The sequence below is a fragment of the Synechococcus sp. W55.2 genome (assembly GCF_047461635.1).
Taxonomy (GTDB): Bacteria; Cyanobacteriota; Cyanobacteriia; order Thermostichales; family Thermostichaceae; genus Thermostichus.
The window spans coordinates 22,905-38,967 of record NZ_JANSHM010000024.1 but is presented as its reverse complement, the minus strand read 5'-3'; the positions used below and the strand labels follow the sequence as shown (position 1 = coordinate 38,967).

Annotated in this window: 10 protein-coding genes and 1 pseudogene; 5 read left to right on the top strand and 6 right to left on the bottom strand. The window is 58.5% G+C overall.

The window, feature by feature from the left end; genetic code table 11:
* Positions 1–247, top strand: a pseudogene (locus NW828_RS06810) (RNA-guided endonuclease TnpB family protein); the annotation flags it as partial.
* A gap of 98 nt (positions 248–345) precedes the next feature.
* Positions 346–2,292 carry a 1-deoxy-D-xylulose-5-phosphate synthase gene (gene dxs, locus NW828_RS06805; RefSeq protein ID WP_414382731.1) on the top strand — a complete coding sequence of 649 codons (1,947 nt, stop codon included), beginning with the start codon at positions 346–348 and terminating at the stop codon, positions 2,290–2,292.
* A gap of 2 nt (positions 2,293–2,294) precedes the next feature.
* Here dxs and NW828_RS06800 read toward each other — a convergent pair whose 3' ends face one another.
* The 3 genes from NW828_RS06800 to fbp form a co-directional block, all read right to left on the bottom strand.
* Positions 2,295–3,206 (bottom strand): tetratricopeptide repeat protein, encoded by a 912-nt coding sequence (locus tag NW828_RS06800; RefSeq protein ID WP_414382729.1) that lies wholly within the window; start codon positions 3,204–3,206, stop codon positions 2,295–2,297.
* A gap of 193 nt (positions 3,207–3,399) precedes the next feature.
* Positions 3,400–4,953 (bottom strand): glucose-6-phosphate dehydrogenase, encoded by a 1,554-nt coding sequence (gene zwf, locus NW828_RS06795; RefSeq protein WP_414344581.1) that lies wholly within the window; start codon positions 4,951–4,953, stop codon positions 3,400–3,402.
* Positions 4,954–4,990: 37 nt separating this feature from the next.
* Positions 4,991–5,989 carry a class 1 fructose-bisphosphatase gene (gene fbp / locus NW828_RS06790; protein ID WP_414375216.1) on the bottom strand — a complete coding sequence of 333 codons (999 nt, stop codon included), beginning with the start codon at positions 5,987–5,989 and terminating at the stop codon, positions 4,991–4,993.
* 373 nt (positions 5,990–6,362) lie between these two features.
* On the opposite strand from fbp, the gene ilvD reads away from it, so the two are divergent.
* Positions 6,363–8,060, top strand: coding sequence for a dihydroxy-acid dehydratase (gene ilvD / locus NW828_RS06785; RefSeq protein WP_414382727.1), 1,698 nt, complete (start codon positions 6,363–6,365; stop codon positions 8,058–8,060).
* A 166-nt stretch (positions 8,061–8,226) separates the two neighbouring features.
* On the opposite strand, the gene NW828_RS06780 is transcribed toward ilvD, so the two are convergent.
* The 3 genes from NW828_RS06780 to NW828_RS06770 all read right to left on the bottom strand — a co-directional run bounded on the left by NW828_RS06780 (position 8,227) and on the right by NW828_RS06770 (position 13,358).
* Positions 8,227–10,227, bottom strand: a complete 2,001-nt coding sequence (locus tag NW828_RS06780) for a PhoX family protein (RefSeq protein WP_414382724.1) — start codon at positions 10,225–10,227, stop codon at positions 8,227–8,229.
* Positions 10,228–10,576: 349 nt separating this feature from the next.
* The gene (locus tag NW828_RS06775; protein ID WP_414382734.1) at positions 10,577–11,986 is read right to left on the bottom strand and encodes a DUF2079 domain-containing protein; all 1,410 of its coding nucleotides are present in this window, start codon (positions 11,984–11,986) and stop codon (positions 10,577–10,579) included.
* A gap of 220 nt (positions 11,987–12,206) precedes the next feature.
* Positions 12,207–13,358, bottom strand: coding sequence for an anhydro-N-acetylmuramic acid kinase (locus tag NW828_RS06770; protein ID WP_414382721.1), 1,152 nt, complete (start codon positions 13,356–13,358; stop codon positions 12,207–12,209).
* A gap of 92 nt (positions 13,359–13,450) precedes the next feature.
* Between NW828_RS06770 and NW828_RS06765 the strand changes: the two genes are divergently transcribed.
* Complete coding sequence (locus NW828_RS06765; RefSeq protein ID WP_414382719.1) at positions 13,451–15,175, top strand: electron transfer flavoprotein; 1,725 nt, start codon at positions 13,451–13,453, stop codon at positions 15,173–15,175.
* 160 nt (positions 15,176–15,335) lie between these two features.
* On the top strand, positions 15,336–16,040 hold the full coding sequence (locus NW828_RS06760; RefSeq protein WP_414382717.1) for a hypothetical protein: 705 nt from the start codon (positions 15,336–15,338) through the stop codon (positions 16,038–16,040).
* The last annotated feature ends 23 nt before the right edge of the window (positions 16,041–16,063 follow it).

The following is a 16,063-nucleotide window of genomic DNA, read 5'->3' as shown; positions in this document are numbered from 1 at the left end:
TCCCGACCCTGCGCAATCCTATCGCAGTGGGAAGCAGTTTAAGTGTGGGCACTGTGGATGGGAAGGGGATGCGGACTAGAATGGTGCAAACGTAATTGCGCTTTTGGGGGCTGCCGTAAACCAGCCCAGAGGTTCGAGTTTGTTTTGTTCTCTGGGAGAGCATAACAGGCTCAGGGCTACTGAAAGCCCGCACTGTACTGCGAAGCAGTCAGGGTCGGGTAGTTTACTGCCCTTGGCCCAGCATTGAGGGGATCCCTGCATTCCTTGAAGTTTTGAGAGAGAGGGCTACAAAACCCCTCCTGAAAATGAATTAGAGTGAGATCACACCGGAAGGACGAGTCCATTATGCACCTGAGTGACATCACTCATCCCAACCAGCTCCGAAACCTGAACCTGAGCCAGTTGCGCAGCCTAGCCCGCCAGATTCGCGACAAACATCTGCAGACGGCTGCCAATTCCCCGGTCGGCTGTCATCTGGGGCCAGGGCTGGGGGTGGTGGAGCTGACCTTGGCCCTCTACAAGACCCTCGATCTGGATCGAGACAAGGTGATCTGGGATGTGGGGCACCAGGCTTATGCCCACAAAATGCTCACCGGCAGGTACCACAATTTCCACACATTGCGCCAGAAGGGGGGGATTTCCGGCTACCTGAGGCGCAGCGAGAGCCGCTTCGATCACTTTGGGGCGGGGCACGCTTCCACCAGCATCTCGGCAGCTTTGGGCATGGCCATCGCTCGGGATCGGCGGGGAGACAACTTCAAGGTGGTGGCCATCATTGGGGATGGTGCCCTGACCGGAGGCATGGCCTATGAAGCCATCAACCACGCCGGGCACCTGCCCAAGACCAACCTAATGGTGGTGCTCAACGACAACGGCATGTCTATTTCCCCCAATGTGGGGGCGATCCCTCGCTATTTAAACCGCCTGCGCCTCAGCCCGCCGGTGCAGTTTTTGGCCGACAGCCTAGAAGAGCAACTGAAGAACCTGCCCCTACTGGGATCCAGCCTCAGCCCAGAAATTGACCGCCTCAAGGAAACGGTGAAGCTGGTTACCGCTGTGCAAAACAACAAAGCCGGCATTATCTTTGAGGAGCTGGGCTTTACCTACGTGGGGCCGGTGGACGGGCACAACCTGGCGGAGTTGTTGGATGCCTTTGAGTTGGCCCACGGCATCTCCGGCCCGGTACTGGTGCATGTAGCTACCGTCAAAGGCAAGGGCTACCCGCCTGCCGAAGCGGAACAGGTGGGGTATCATGCCCAATCCCGCTTCGACCTGGCCACCGGCAAGCCCTACCCGCCCACCAAGCCCAAGCCCCCCAGCTACAGCAAGGTCTTTGGCCATGCCCTCTGCAAGCTGGCCGAGCGGGATCCCCGCATCATCGGCATCACCGCCGCTATGGATACGGGCACTGGCCTGGACAAACTGAAGGAAAAGCTGCCGGATCAGTTTGTGGATGTGGGGATCGCCGAGCAGCACGCTGTCACGTTGGCGGCTGGCATGGCCTGTGAGGGAATGCGGCCAGTGGTGGCCATTTATTCCACCTTCTTGCAGCGGGCCTACGACCAGATCATCCACGATGTCTGTATCCAAAAGTTGCCGGTCTTCTTTTGCTTGGATCGGGCGGGAGTTGTAGGAGCCGATGGCCCCACCCACCAAGGCATGTACGACATCGCCTATCTGCGCTGCATTCCGGAAATGGTGCTAATGGCTCCCAAAGATGAAGCGGAGCTACAGCGCATGGTGGTGACCGGGATCCAGTACACCCAGGGCCCCATCGCCATGCGTTACCCGCGCGGATCTGGCGTGGGGGTGCCTCTGGCAGAAGAGGGATGGGAACCCCTGCCCATCGGCAAAGCCGAGGTGCTGCGCAGCGGTGGCGAGGTGTTGATCCTGGCCTATGGGTCGATGGTGCATCCCAGCCTGCAGGCGGCGGAGATCTTGAAAGAACACGGTATCTCAGCCACAGTGGTCAATGCCCGCTTCGCCAAGCCTCTGGATACTGAGCTGATCCTGCCTTTGGCCGAACAGAGCCGCTTGGTGGTGACGGTGGAAGAAGGTTGCCTCATGGGTGGGTTTGGCTCGGCAGTGGCCGAAGCCCTGCTCGACGCCGACCTGACAGTGCCTTTGTTGCGCCTGGGGGTGCCGGATGTGTGGGTGGAGCACGCCACTCCCGAGGAATCCTTGGCAGAACTGGGCTTGAACAGCGCCGGGATTGCCGAGCGGATTCGGGCCAAGTTTCAGGCACGAGTTCTCAAGGGATCCCCTGCAGAACTTCCCACTGTCAATTCCTGAGCCTATTCCGAAAGGCCCATCCGCCGGTTGAACTGCTCGATGGCGGCTTGCTGCAGAGCTTCTGCAACAGGTCTGGTACGCAGGAGGATCTGCACATCCCGCAGCAGGTTTTCCCGCCACAGATTCTCCCGCAACACCTGCAGGCGGGCATAGTTGGGATCCAAGCGCATGGCCTTTGCCCCCAGTTCCTCAGCCCGTTCGGTTTCTCCCCGAATGTAGAGGGCAGTCGCCAGGGCCAAATAGGGCTCTGCCACAGAGTCGTTCATCTCTATCGTGCGTTCCCAGCGATCGATGGCGGCGTCCAGATCCCCCTGCTCATAGTCCACCAAGCCGATGTTGTTCATGGCCGGCCAGTAGGCGGGATCCAACTGCAAGGTCTTCTCATATTCCTGCCGGGCCGCATCCCACCGATCCAGCATGAGGTAGGCATTGCCCAGTTGGAAGCGGGCATTGGGGTTATCCGGTTGCAGGGCAACCGCTCGTTCCAGAGTCTCAGCGGCGGCAAAGTAGCTGCCCTGCCGCAAATAAGCCGATCCCAGCGAGTAGAGGACATCCCCATCTTGAGGAGACAGGGCGCGGGCCTTCTGCAACGAGGCAATCGCCTGCTCCAAGTCCCCCAGTTCTAGGTGGACGTTGCCCAAAACATAGAGCAGCTCTGAGGAGTTGGGCACCATGGCCACGGCCAGTTGCAGGCGGCGCAGCGCTTCTTCCGTTTGACCAAACTGGGCCAGCCGCAGCGAGTCGGTGGCCAGTTGTAGCGCTTGGGCCTGCATCAAGCCCCCATTGGGCAGAGGGACGTGCAGCAACACCTGGGCCTGGGCAGAGCTCCACCCTCCCATCCCCAACACAACTGCCAGGCCCACCGACAAGGCTTGCCAGGGCCGGACGGATAACCGAAACAACAGTGGCGGCATGATACCCACGCGATAAACAGGCCATGCCCATGTTAGCTGCAACAGCCGGGGATCCCTACGTCTTGGTGTTCTCTTCTGCAGCGGCCATTTGAAAGGGCTCTTGAGCTGCTCATGCTCTTCTGCCTGTTGCTGAGGGTGCCCCGGCTTACACAGAGGTGGATAGGCCATGGTTTACCAGCCGAGAGCAGCCAAATCAGAGGCGCCGCCACCGCCGCCCCGATTGGGTGAGCAGATCTTCGGCAGCCTTTGGCCCCCAAGTGCCGGCCTCATAGGTGAACAGAGGCGGTGCAGCACCGCCGCCATTGCCGCTGCCGGGCTCAGACTCCCAGGCCGATAACACCGGCGTCACCACCCGCCAGGCCGCTTCAACCTCATCGGCACGGGTAAACAGCGTTGGATCTCCCAACAGACAATCCAGGAGCAGGCGATCATAAGCATCCGGTGTACTCGCTCCAAAGGCAGTCCCATAGCGGAAATCCATATCCACCGAGCGGGTGCGGATCTCTGGCCCCGGCATCTTGGCCTCAAAGCGCAACGAGATGCCCTCATTGGGTTGGATGCGCAGTACCAGGATGTTGGGACTCACCTCCCGAGCTGCCGATTGGAACAGGGAAAGGGGCACCTGCTTAAAGTGAATGGCCACCTCCGAAACCTTCTTGGGCAGGCGTTTCCCAGTGCGCAAGTAGAAGGGCACCCCCTTCCACCGCCAAGTATCACACTCCAGTTTCAGAGCGACGTAGGTGGGGGTTTTGGACTGGGGATTGACATTGGGCTCCTGCCGATAGCCCAGCACCGGCTTGCCGGCAATCCAGCCAGGGCCGTACTGCGCCCGCACCGCTGCGGCTGCCACATTGCGGGGATCCGCTAGGCGGGTGGCCTGCAGCACCTTGGTCTTTTCGTTGCGCACCCCATCGCTGCGCAGTGAGACAGGTGGCTCCATGGCCGTCAGGCAATAGATCTGCATTAGGTGGTTTTGCACCATGTCTCGCAGGGCGCCGGCAGTGTCGTAGTAGCCGGCCCGATCCTCCACCCCCACCGTCTCCGCCACGGTGATCTGCACATGGTCGATGTAGTTGCGGTTCCAGAGAGGCTCGAAAATGGCGTTGGCAAAGCGGAAGACCAGCAGGTTTTGCACCGTCTCTTTGCCCAAGTAGTGATCAATGCGGTAGATCTGCTCTTCCTGGCAAATTCGCTGCACAAGGCGGTTGAGTTCCTGGGCCGAGGTGAGGTCGTGGCCAAAGGGCTTTTCGATCACCACCCGCGTTTTGGTCGGATCGGCCACCATGCCAGCTGCCCCCAGCTGTTGGATGGCCTGGGCATAGAAGTCCGGCGCCACCGCCAGATAGAACACTCGGTTGCCGCGGGTGCCCCGCTCTTCGTCCAGCTGGCTGAGCAGTTGCTTCAGGCGAAGATAGCCTTCTGGATCCCCGATATCCAGGCGGCAATAGAACAGGCGGCTGGCGAAGTCCTGCCATAGGGCCTCCGGCCCCAAGTCCTGGGGGGCAAACTCCTGCACGGCAGCCCGCATTTTTTCCCGATAAACCTCGTGAGTCCAATCGCGGCGGGCCACCCCCACCAAAGTAAACTCCGGCGGCAGCCGCCGCTGCCCAAACAGCCGGTAGTAGGCCGGGAGCAGCTTGCGGGCGGCCAGATCCCCAGAAGCGCCAAACTGCACCACAATGCAGGGATCCGGGGTGCGTTCTTGGTTGAGACCAACGCGAAGGGGGTTTTCTGCCAGGGTTACCATAGGCCAGCTTGGCTCAAAGAGAAGGATTGGGAAGAACCTAGGGCACCAGAGAACCCTCTAGGCAGCGCAGCACTTCTTCCACGTTCTCGCGGCTGCCGATGATGAGGGGCACCCGTTGGTGGAGAGATTGGGGAACGATATCCAGGATGGCCTCGGTGCCGGTGGTGGCCGCCCCGCCCGCCTGCTCGGCCAGAAAAGCCAGGGGGTTGGCCTCGTACATCAGGCGCAGCTTGCCCTCCGGTTTTTTCTGGGTGCCGGGATAGAGGTAAACTCCGCCCTGCAGGAGAATGCGGTGAAAATCCGCCACCAGAGCGCCGCTGTAACGGGAGATGTAGCCATCGCGGCGGTGAACATACCGGACATAGTTCTGGATCCCTTCGCTCCACTGGCAAAAATAGCCCTCGTTGAGGCTGTAGACGGAACCGCGTTCAGGAATGCGGATGTCGCTGCGGGAGAGGATAAATTCCCCCAAGCTGGGATCCAACGTGAAACCGTGTACCCCCTTGCCGACGGAATAGACCAATTGGGTGCTGGGGCCGTAGAGAATATATCCCGCAGCCAGTTGGCGACGGCCCGGTTGCAGCAGGTCTTGGTTGTCCGCTTCCGGGCGATCCTCAAGAGGGTGAAGGACGGAGAAGATGGAGCCGACGCTGAGGTTGGCGTCAATGTTGGAGGATCCATCCAGGGGATCGATCATCAGGGCCAGGCGGCTGAGGGAGCAGTTTTCCGGCAGGCGAGCCGGGGTTTTCATCTCTTCCGAGACCAGCCGACACACCAGGCCCGTTTGCTCCAAAGCGCGAATGAAGGCCCGGTTGGCGTAGTCGTCCATCTGTTGCTGTTCTTCCCCTTGGACATTGACGCTGCCGGTAACCCCCAGCGCCCCTTCGATCAGTCCTGCCTGACTCAGCCGCCGGGCGATCATCTTGCCGGCCAGGGCAATGCGGTTCATCAGGGCGCTGAAGTCTTGGGCCTCTGCCGTAAAACTGCCAAACTGCTGTAAAACATGACGGGAGAGGGTGAGCACATCCCGCAACATCTCCCGTGAGGACTCTGTCCCGCCAACGCGGTCGGCGCTGCTGGACACTACCGGCGGGGAGGGAGGAGAGCTGAGAACCATACGAGGCTTCGCCAACACGAAAGAAAAACACCCATACAAGGGATCCCCGACCCCTGCATCTTGACCCGGAGTGCAAGGACTCGGTCTTGCCAGGGCGATTGGAACCTGGGATCCCTTCTATTAGGTAGGCTGGCCGATCCTCGGCGCAGGTGCAGACAACTTACAGAGTTGCTTCAGATTTGGTTTGGATCCCTCTTTCCGGGAAAGCTCATGTTCCCCCGAAGAAACGCGGTAGGATGAGTTCTACCCCTTTTCTCCTCTCCCTACTTCGTCCCGGTTTCCTCTTGCAATGATGGCCAATTCTCCGCTTCCACTGCGCAGCCAAGTGGTTACCCAAGGGGTACAGCGCTCCCCCAACCGCGCCATGCTCAGAGCCGTAGGCTTTCGCGACGAAGACTTCGGCAAGCCCATCGTCGGCATTGCCAACGCCCACAGCACCCTCACCCCCTGCAACATCGGGATCCAAACTCTGGCGGAGCGGGCGGAGGCGGCTTTGAGAACGGCGGGCTGTATGCCCCAGGTGTTCGGCACCATCACCATTAGCGACGGCATCTCGATGGGCACGGAGGGGATGAAATACTCCCTGGTGTCGCGGGAAGTGATTGCCGATTCCATCGAGACGGTGGTCAACGGCCAGAGCATGGATGGCCTCTTGGCCATCGGCGGCTGCGACAAGAATATGCCGGGGGCGATGATTGCCATGGCCCGCCTCAATGTGCCCTCCATCTTCGTCTACGGCGGCACCATCAAGCCGGGTCACTACAATGGCCGCGACCTTACCATCGTCAGCGCCTTTGAAGCGGTGGGGGAGTTCAGTGCCGGGCGCATCTCCGAGGAAGAGCTGCTGGCGGTGGAGCGCCATGCCTGTCCCGGTGCCGGATCCTGCGGCGGCATGTACACGGCCAACACCATGTCCAGCGCGTTTGAGGCCATGGGGATGAGCCTGCCCTACTCCTCCACCATGGCTGCAGAAGACGAGGAAAAAGCCGAAAGTGCCGCCCAATCGGCCAAGATCTTGGCAGAGGCCATCAAAGCCAACCTCCGCCCCCGCGACATCATCACCCGTAAAAGCATTGAAAATGCCATCTCGGTGATCATGGCCGTAGGGGGATCCACCAACGCCGTGCTCCACTTTCTGGCCATTGCCCATGCGGCAGAAGTGCCCCTGACGCTAGATGATTTCGAGACCATTCGTGCTCGCGTACCCGTCCTCTGCGATCTCAAGCCTTCAGGGCGGTTTGTGGCCACCGACCTGCACCGGGCCGGCGGGATCCCCCAGGTGATGAAAATGCTGCTCAACCACGGCCTGCTGCACGGGGACTGCCTCACCATCTCCGGCCAGACCATCGTCGAAGTCCTGCGGGATGTGCCGGACGAGCCTAGCCCGGATCAGGAGGTGATCCGCCCTTGGCACAGCCCCCTGTATCCCCAAGGGCATCTGGCCATCCTCAAGGGGAATCTGGCTCCCGAAGGAGCAGTAGCCAAGATTACCGGCGTCAAGAACCCGAAAATTACCGGGCCGGCGCGGGTCTTCGATTCAGAGGAGTCCTGCCTGCAGGCCATCCTCTCCGGCCAGATCCGAGCAGGGGATGTGGTGGTGATCCGCTACGAAGGCCCCAAAGGTGGCCCCGGCATGCGGGAGATGCTCTCGCCCACTTCGGCCATCATCGGCGCCGGCTTGGGGGATAGCGTTGGCCTGATCACCGATGGCCGCTTCTCCGGCGGCACCTACGGCATGGTAGTGGGCCATGTGGCTCCCGAAGCCTATGTGGGGGGCACGATTGCCCTGGTGGAGGAAGGGGATCTCATCACCATTGATGCCCCGGCTCGCCAGTTGCACTTGCATGTGAGCGAAGAAGAGCTGGCCCGCCGCCGCGCCCGCTGGTCTCCTCCTGAGCCTCGCTACAAACGGGGCACCCTAGCCAAGTACGCCAAGCTGGTCTCCAGCAGCAGCTTGGGAGCAGTGACGGATTTGAACCTGTGGGATTAATTTCCCTCACCCCCGGCTCGTCTCCCAGAGGGAGAATTGGTACTTGAGAGATAGCTCCAGATTCCTGACCCTGCAGGGATCAGCCTTGCTGGGTTAAGTGCAAGAAAGCGGCAGAGATGAAGGATCCCTGCCGCTGGGTTTTATGGGCTGACGGCCTCAGAGACAACTAGGTACCGATGATCCCGCCGTCATTTTTGGTGATCACCACCACCGCCGAGCGGGGGTAGAGATTGGGGTCGTAGTCTGGCCAGCGGGAATCGACCTTGCCGGCAGCAAAGTCGTCCTCGCTGGTGCTGGCGCCTGGGTGCTGCACGTTGATGAACATGGTGCGCTGATCGGGAGTGGTGACCACACCGGTGATCTCCTGCCCAATCGGCCCGGTTAAAAAGCGGCGAATTTCCCCTGTATCCGGATCGGCAGCCAACATTTGGTTGTTGCCAAAAGGCGCAAACTCCTCTTTGTTGAGATTGCTTTCGCTGGTGTCGGTCTGGATCCAGAGGCGACGGCTGGCATCGAACCACAGACCATCGGGAGAGTTGAAGATGTTGTCTTCATTGAGGGGCTGGCCCGATAGCTTGCGGCTATCTTCCGGCGGCCCGGCCAAGACAAAGAGATCCCACTCGAAACGGGTGGCTTGAGGCTGGTCGTTGGCTTCCTTCCAACGGATGATGTGACCCCACTTGTTTTTGGGACGGGGGTTGGCAGCGTTCACCTGGTCTTGTTCCCGACGGCTGTTGTTGGTCAGGGTGAAGTAGACCATGCGGGTTTGCGGATCCACCGCTCCCCACTCAGGCCGGTCCATTTTAGTAGCACCGACAAAATCCGCCGCCGTGCGGGTATTCACCAACACGTCTGCTTGGCTGGTGAAGCCGTTTTCCGGGGTCAGGCCGTTTTTCCCAAACACCAGCGGCAGCCACTCGCCCGTGCCATCTTCGTTGAACTTGGCCACATACAAGGTGCCATTGTCCAACAGATGTCCGCCCGCCGTTTCCTTGCGGTAGGGCTCGGCAGAGACGTACTTGTAGATGTACTCAAAGCGGGCATCGTCCCCCATATAGGCCACAATCGGCTGGCCTTCCACTGGCGGCTGAAACACCACGCCTTCGTGGGCGAAGCGGCCCAGAGCGGTGCGCTTCTTGGGAGTGCTGCTGGGATCAAAGGGATCGATCTCCACCACCCAGCCAAAAGTGTTGGGCTCATTGCGGTAGTCTTGAGTGGCATCCGCAGCGGTGGGGGTGGCATTGAAGCGGATGAACTCGTCTGCCTTGTTGCTGGCCAGCTCCCAGCCGTAGCGAGAAGTCTCGGTGCTCACGCCGTAGCGCTTGTGCTCCCGGGGCAGGTTGGGCTTTTGGTCGGGGCCTTTGCTGGTGTTGCTAAAGTAGCCCGCCCAGTTCTCCTCACAGGTGAGGTAGGTATTCCAGGGAGTGACGCCGTGGGCGCAGTTGTTCAGGGTGCCACGGGTCATCGTGCCTTCGGGGCTGAACTTGGTTTTCACGAAGTCGGATCCCCGCACCGGGCCGTGGATCTCCATGAGGGTAAGACCGGTGATGCGGCGGTTGAGGCGATCCCGCACCACTTCCCAACTGCCATCTCCCTGCTGCTTGATGTGGACAATGCTCACCCCGTGAGCATTCAGCTCTTTCAGCACCTGATCGGGATCGCGGGTGCCGTCAGGATTGGTGGGATACAGGTCGGCATCCAGCTTCTGGCCCACAGCCGCAGCATGCATAAACCGAGGCTCAACGTACTCGTGGTTAAACACCAGCAAACCCTCGGTGGAGCTGCCCTGCCAGGGATCCTTCCCTTCGATGGGGAAGAAGTGCATGCCATCGTGGTGGCTGCCCACCTGCATTCCCTGCTCGGCACCAGTGTTTTCCAGCTTGAACTGTGGATAGGTGCCGGTGATGGGAGTACCCCAAGCCAGCAGCGGACGGGCAGTGTAGCCTTCGGGCACCACCAGTTTGTCTTCCGCGCTCACAGGAATTGCCTTGAAGCCCAGCAAAGCACTGCCACTGGCGGCTTTTGCCGATTTGGAAGCACCGTTCAGCGCAGGCAAGCCAAAAAAGGTGGCCACCGCCGCAGCAATTCCCCCCTGCAACACTTGACGCCGCTGCAAACGGCTCTCCAGGATGCTGCTGAAGGTGGGGTTGGGAGAGTGGTTACACATAGGCTCGTCCCCAGGACGAAGCTTAGGGCCATGCGAATGGATACTCATGTTGACTTCTCCTCTTGTCTTGACAAGTTTTGTTTAGAAACTTGGCGAGTCTTATAAAACAGCACCTAACCCCTGCGCTACTCTATTCGCGCATGAGGATAGGCACTACAAAGTTAGTGGCTTGAAGTTAAGAGAAGACTAAGCTCAGATTAAGCCTTGCAAGTGTAAACAATTTCTTTAGATTGAAGCAGCAGTTTCTTAATCATTTGTTGCAACGAGAAGAAGACTTGGTTTAAGTCAATTAGATCAAGTGCCAATAAAGTAGTCTGCAGTCCTTAGAATTGCGATTCTTATGCGATTCTTAGAGGTCTTTTCGTAACCTAGAGAACAAATACACCCCATCTTGGTGGTACAGAAGCTGGAATTGAGTTTCCTTCTGTAAAGCTTCAATCAGGACACGGGAAAACTCTGGACTGCTGCGCCACCCCGGATGACGGGTGTTGAGCAACACATAATCAAAGGGATCCCACTGAGAGGGCGGGGATCCATTGAAGCGGCCCTCGTCTGTAAAGTAGATTACAGGTCGCTGGGTGAGGTGAGGGCTGATCTCGTGGGTGGTGAGGACGCCCCCTTGGGTGGTGATCTGGGCAAGAGCCTGTCGGGTTGCCTGCCAAGTGTCCAGGGAGCTGAGATAAATCGAGCCGAAAAAGGTGTATTTCCCCAAGGCCAAAAAGGCCAGCGAAGACCAGATCAGGGGCAGTTTTCCATCTTTTATAAAATGGCTCTGGAAGAGGTGATTTTTCACATTCTCGATGACAGCTAAGAACAAGAAAGGAACGATAGGCAAAGCGTACTGATGCACCAGATCTCGATAGGCGGGGTTGCTGGAGAGTATATTCAAACCCAGGGTAGGCAGGGCAGGGATCCAGGGATCCCAGTGTCGCCAAGAGAGGCCCCAAGCCAAAGGCGCAACCAATAAAAATCCATAAAACAGGGTGTCCAGAGAGAAGACTTTGCTCAAAACCAGCATCGGTCTCAAGATTAAACCTTGAACAATTTCCGCAACAGAATTCCCTAGATAGTCGTAATGAGAAACGGCTGCCGGCTCGCTGCCGCTGAAGTAAGGGATGATCCCAAAAGTGGCTATCCCAAACCAAGCCGATCCTGCTGCAATTGCCGTCCAGCCGCCCACTTGGCAGCGCTGTTGCCAGCGTTCTTGAATTCGTCCTCTTTCCCAAAGCAACAGCCAGGCTCCCAGGGCGACAACATTGAGAGACAACACTGCTTTACAGCCGAGGATGCCGCTCAAACAGAGAAGGAACCCCCACAATTTTCCAGAGCGAATGCAGAGCACAGCCGCCAAGAAAAGGGGAACGGCCAAAACCTCTGGATGAAAATCAAAAAGGTTGACGTTAAAAATGGCCGGATAGAGAAGATAGGCTGTGGCAATCACCATCACTTGGCTGGGATCGACCTTGGCCTGAAGTGCAAGGTGATAAATAGCCAATGCTCCCAAGGTTAACGCCAGGGATTGGAGCCCAAACAGCCAATAGACCGAGGGGACAATGCGGTACAAAAAGCTGATGGGATAGAGAATAAAGGCTGCGTGGTCTCCCAAGATGTGGATCCCTCGAATGGTGGAAAATGGAATCTCTCCTCGACTGATTAGATAGATGGATTGGTCGAAGATGCCAAGATCATATCCTCCAGACTGAAACAGGTGATGCCGGACAACACTACAGCCAAAGAGAATGAAGAAATTAAAAATCATGATTGCCAGCAGAAGTGGAGGCAGAGGACGATCCTTCATAAGAACTAGGGCTTTTGATTTATAGATCTTGGCAAGGTAACTTTATCGCTTTTCTCAGCCTTGCGTGACATCCTAGCGAGATCTGGATTCGGCAGAGGCTCCGCCGCAATTCCGGACATTTCTCTTTCCTCGGGAGTATGAGGAATGGCTCAAGCTTGTTGGAGATAACGATACAGATGAGTTAGGACTGGTTACGACAAGAGGGTGTGATTTGGCCCAAGATGGCAGCATGTCTTGCCCCAGTTGCTTCCGGTAAATTGTTGGTCTTACCTTGCCAGGTTTTATAGGCCAATACTGCGAAGGCAAGAGCCTCTTTGGCCTTAGAAGGGATCCCCACTTGGTCGGAAGTCAACAGGGTTGTGGTCGGCAGTTGCTCCTGCAGCAGTTGCATGAGAACAGGGTTTTGGGTGCCGCCACCGCTGAGAATAACTTGATCTGGGGTCGCGGGCAAAAAGTCCCTATAGGCTTGGGCAATGGAGCAGGCTGTGAACCCCGTGAGGGTGGCAATACAGTCGTGGGCGGATATAAATTGGGGCCAAATTCGCTCTAAATAAAGGGATCCAAAATACTCTCGGCCAGTGGTTTTGGGCGGTGCCTTTTGAAAATAGGGATCCCGCATCCATTCTGTAATTTTTTCCCAGTGGATCTGGCCTTGGGCAGCCCATTTTCCATCGCGATCAAAGGCTTGTTGTCCTTGGCTGGCCCGCATCACCGCCAGATCGATCAAAATGTTGCCGGGGCCAGTGTCGAAGGCCAAGGGGGATCCCCCACTGCAGAGGCTGGGGAGATAGGTAAGGTTGGCAATACCGCCGATGTTCTGGGCCACACGATGAAGGTGGGGATGCCTCGACAGCAGCCAATCCACAAAAGCTACCAAAGGTGCGCCTTGACCTCCTGCCGCCATGTCCCGCGCCCGAAAATTGCTCACCACCGGGATCCCGGTCAGCTCGGCAATAACTGCAGCTTCACCGATTTGCAAAGTCGAAGCTTCTGGCCCACCGGGGTTATGCCAAAGGGTTTGACCATGGCTGCCGATGAGATCGATCTGTTGGGGGGTGAGATGGGCCGCTTGGATCCCTTGCAAGGCCGCTTCGGCAAAAGCTCGGCCCAAACGAAAGTTCAAGGCGCAGATGCGATCTACCGTGCCGGTTTTGGGATCCGCAGCCCGCAAAATCTCCGCCCGCAGCGTTGGGGAATAGGGGATCGTCTGGAAATGCATTAACTCCCACTGTAGGGGATCGTCACCCTCCAGGTGGACGATGGCTACATCGATCCCGTCTACCGAAGTGCCCGACATTAGGCCGACGACGATCATCTTGCTGGGGGCTCGCACCAGAGGCTTGAGAAGGTCTAAAGTTTTGCCCCCTTTCCCCTTCCCCTTTTTAGGATACAGGCAGGGTATCCAGAGCTACCGTGTGGGGGACTATGAGTGAAGCCATCCGCTACGACCTTCTTTTGGTGGGGGGAAGCTCCTCCAACTTGATTTTGGCCCACCGCCTTTTGGATCTGGCCAAGCTCTCTGGGCTGAAAATCTCTATTGCCATTTTGGAAAAAGCCCGCCAATTCGGCGGTCACATCGTCAGTGGCGCCATCTGCAACCTCCAAGTGATCGCCAAGCTCTTCCCCGATTTTGAAAGCCAAGGATTTCCCCACGAAGGCCGGGTGGAAGCCAATCACTTGAGCGTGCTGGGATCCCAACAGCGCTGGGATCTGCCGGAAGCGGTGATCCCGCCGGGATTTCGCAAGCAGGGGCAGTTCATTCTCACCCTCAGCCACGTCATCCGTTGGCTGGCCGAAACCCTGCAGGAAAAAGCCAAAGGGATCCCAAATGTTACCCTCGATGTGTTCCCCGGCTTTGCCGCCCATGAAATCCTCTACGAGGGGGAGCGGGTGATTGGGGTGCGGGCGAGCGATTCCGGCCAAGTTTACGAAGATTGCATCTTTGCCGAACTCACCTGTTTCGGCGACAAAGGCTTCATTTCCAAAGATCTCATCGAGAAGTTTCAACTGCGCCCCAACCCGCAATTGTGGTCGGTGGGGGTCAAAGAGGTGTGGCAGATCCCCCAGTCCCTGCAGGGGCAGGTGTGGCATACCTTGGGCTACCCGGTTTTGGATGGCAGCTTCAGCGGGGGCTTTGTCTATGGCCTCAAAGACAATCGCCTGGCTTTAGGTCTGATCATCGGCCTAGACAGCAAGAACCCCAACCTTAACCCCCAGCAGCGTCTGCAGGAGTTCAAAGCTCACCCCTGGATCCAGTCCCTGATTGCCGGCGGCAAGTTGCTCAAGTACGGGGCTGCCGTGATTCCCGAAGGGGGCTACCACAGCCTGCCCACCCGGTTTGGCGTTGAGGGAGCCCTGCTGTTGGGGGATGCGCTGGGGGTGTTGGATGTGGGCAGCTTGGCCGGGGTGGATAATGCCATGGAAACCGGCTATCTGGCGGCGGGCCTCATTCACGATGGCTTCTTGAAAGGGGATCTGCGCATCCAGGCCGACTACCAAAGGGCGGTGATGGAAAGTGCGGTGGGGCAAAACCTCTACCGCAGCCGCTACTTCCGCGAGGCTTTTCTGGAGAACTCCCGCTTGCTGGAAGAATACTTGCCTCAGGTGTGCCGCAGCGTCGATGCCGGCCATCCCTGGCTGGGATCCCTGCGCTGGGGTTTACAGGATCCCGTTCGCCGCGGACGAGAAACTCTGCGCGCCTACACCCTGCTCACCGGGCAGGTCAGCCCCAGCGAGCCACCCCCGCGAGGCTATGTGGCCCCCCACGCTGCCATTCAAGCGGATTTTGTGGCCCCCACAACCTTGGCTCCCCAGGAATTGGCCTCTCGACCGGGCTATTTCTCGCGGCCCGATGCGGTTTTTTTCGCGGATCCCCGCTACCCCGAAGGCAACCGTCATATCTTGGAGTTCGACGCCGAAACCTGCCGCCGGTGCATCGCCACCTACGACAAGCTGAATCGCCCCACCCCCTGCGTGGCCGACTGCACAGCCGAGGTACACCACATCCGCGACCAAAATGGCATCCGCTCCCATGCCATGTCTTTGGAAAACTGCATCCAGTGCCGCACCTGCGAGATCATCTGTCCCCACTTAAACTTGCGGGTCAACCCCAGCTACGAGGGATCCGGGCCGGATTTCTATGGGCTGTAGCCGTTGCTGAGGTTAACTCAGTTCGCTGCAGCTCGCCTGATCCTGGGGGTCTAGCAACTGAGGTGAATGGATCTGGCCATCTTGGCCGGCGATCCCAGGGATCCAAGCAACCTTGGAAATTGGCTAGGTTGGGTTAGGGCTTGTTGGAGATCTTTTGTCGGTGAGCGATTCTTTGGATGTCCAGGCTCCTCTGCCCGCCATTTTGGCCGATCTGCAAGAAGCTCTGGAATCCCTGGGGTTGGGCCATCTTCAGGTACAAGCGCGGCTTTCCGGCCACCGCCTGTTGCTGCGTCTAGAAGGGGATCCCCTGCCTGAGCCGGATGCTTTGCTGGGGAGCCTCTCGCCGGCATTGGAGCACATGGCGCTGACCCACAGGCAACGTCAGGTGGAGCTTTTTGGCTTTTTGGCCAACGAAGGGATCCCGGAATGGCACCGCGAGTGGCGCTATCAGCCCCAGCCCAACCCCAACAGCCCTCTGTATCGCGCTCAGCGGGGGGATGAGGTGGCCATCCAGCAGGTGTTCAATTACCTGTTGCGTCCGGAAGGGATCCAAGCACGGGTTCATTTCCATCCCAAACTGGGCCTCCTGCAGGTGAACTTGCAGGCGGCAGAAGCTCCGGATCCGGCTTGGGCTAAGGATTTTCTGCGGCGAGCCTTGACCCGTCTGGAATGGACTTTCTTGCAAAGGCTGCGGCTTTCTGGGCAGAAACTGGGCTCTTTTTTCCCGGCCTGGAGCCAAGAGTTCGATCTCAAACAGCCTGCCTTTTGGCAGTCCCCGCAGGTGCCCTTGACCGGGCGATCCCCCATCGCCGAGAAGGAAAGGGTTGCCGAGCCGCCACCCCCTTCCCCTGCCGTCCTAGACTGAAGAACAGTGCTCGTCGGGGTTGG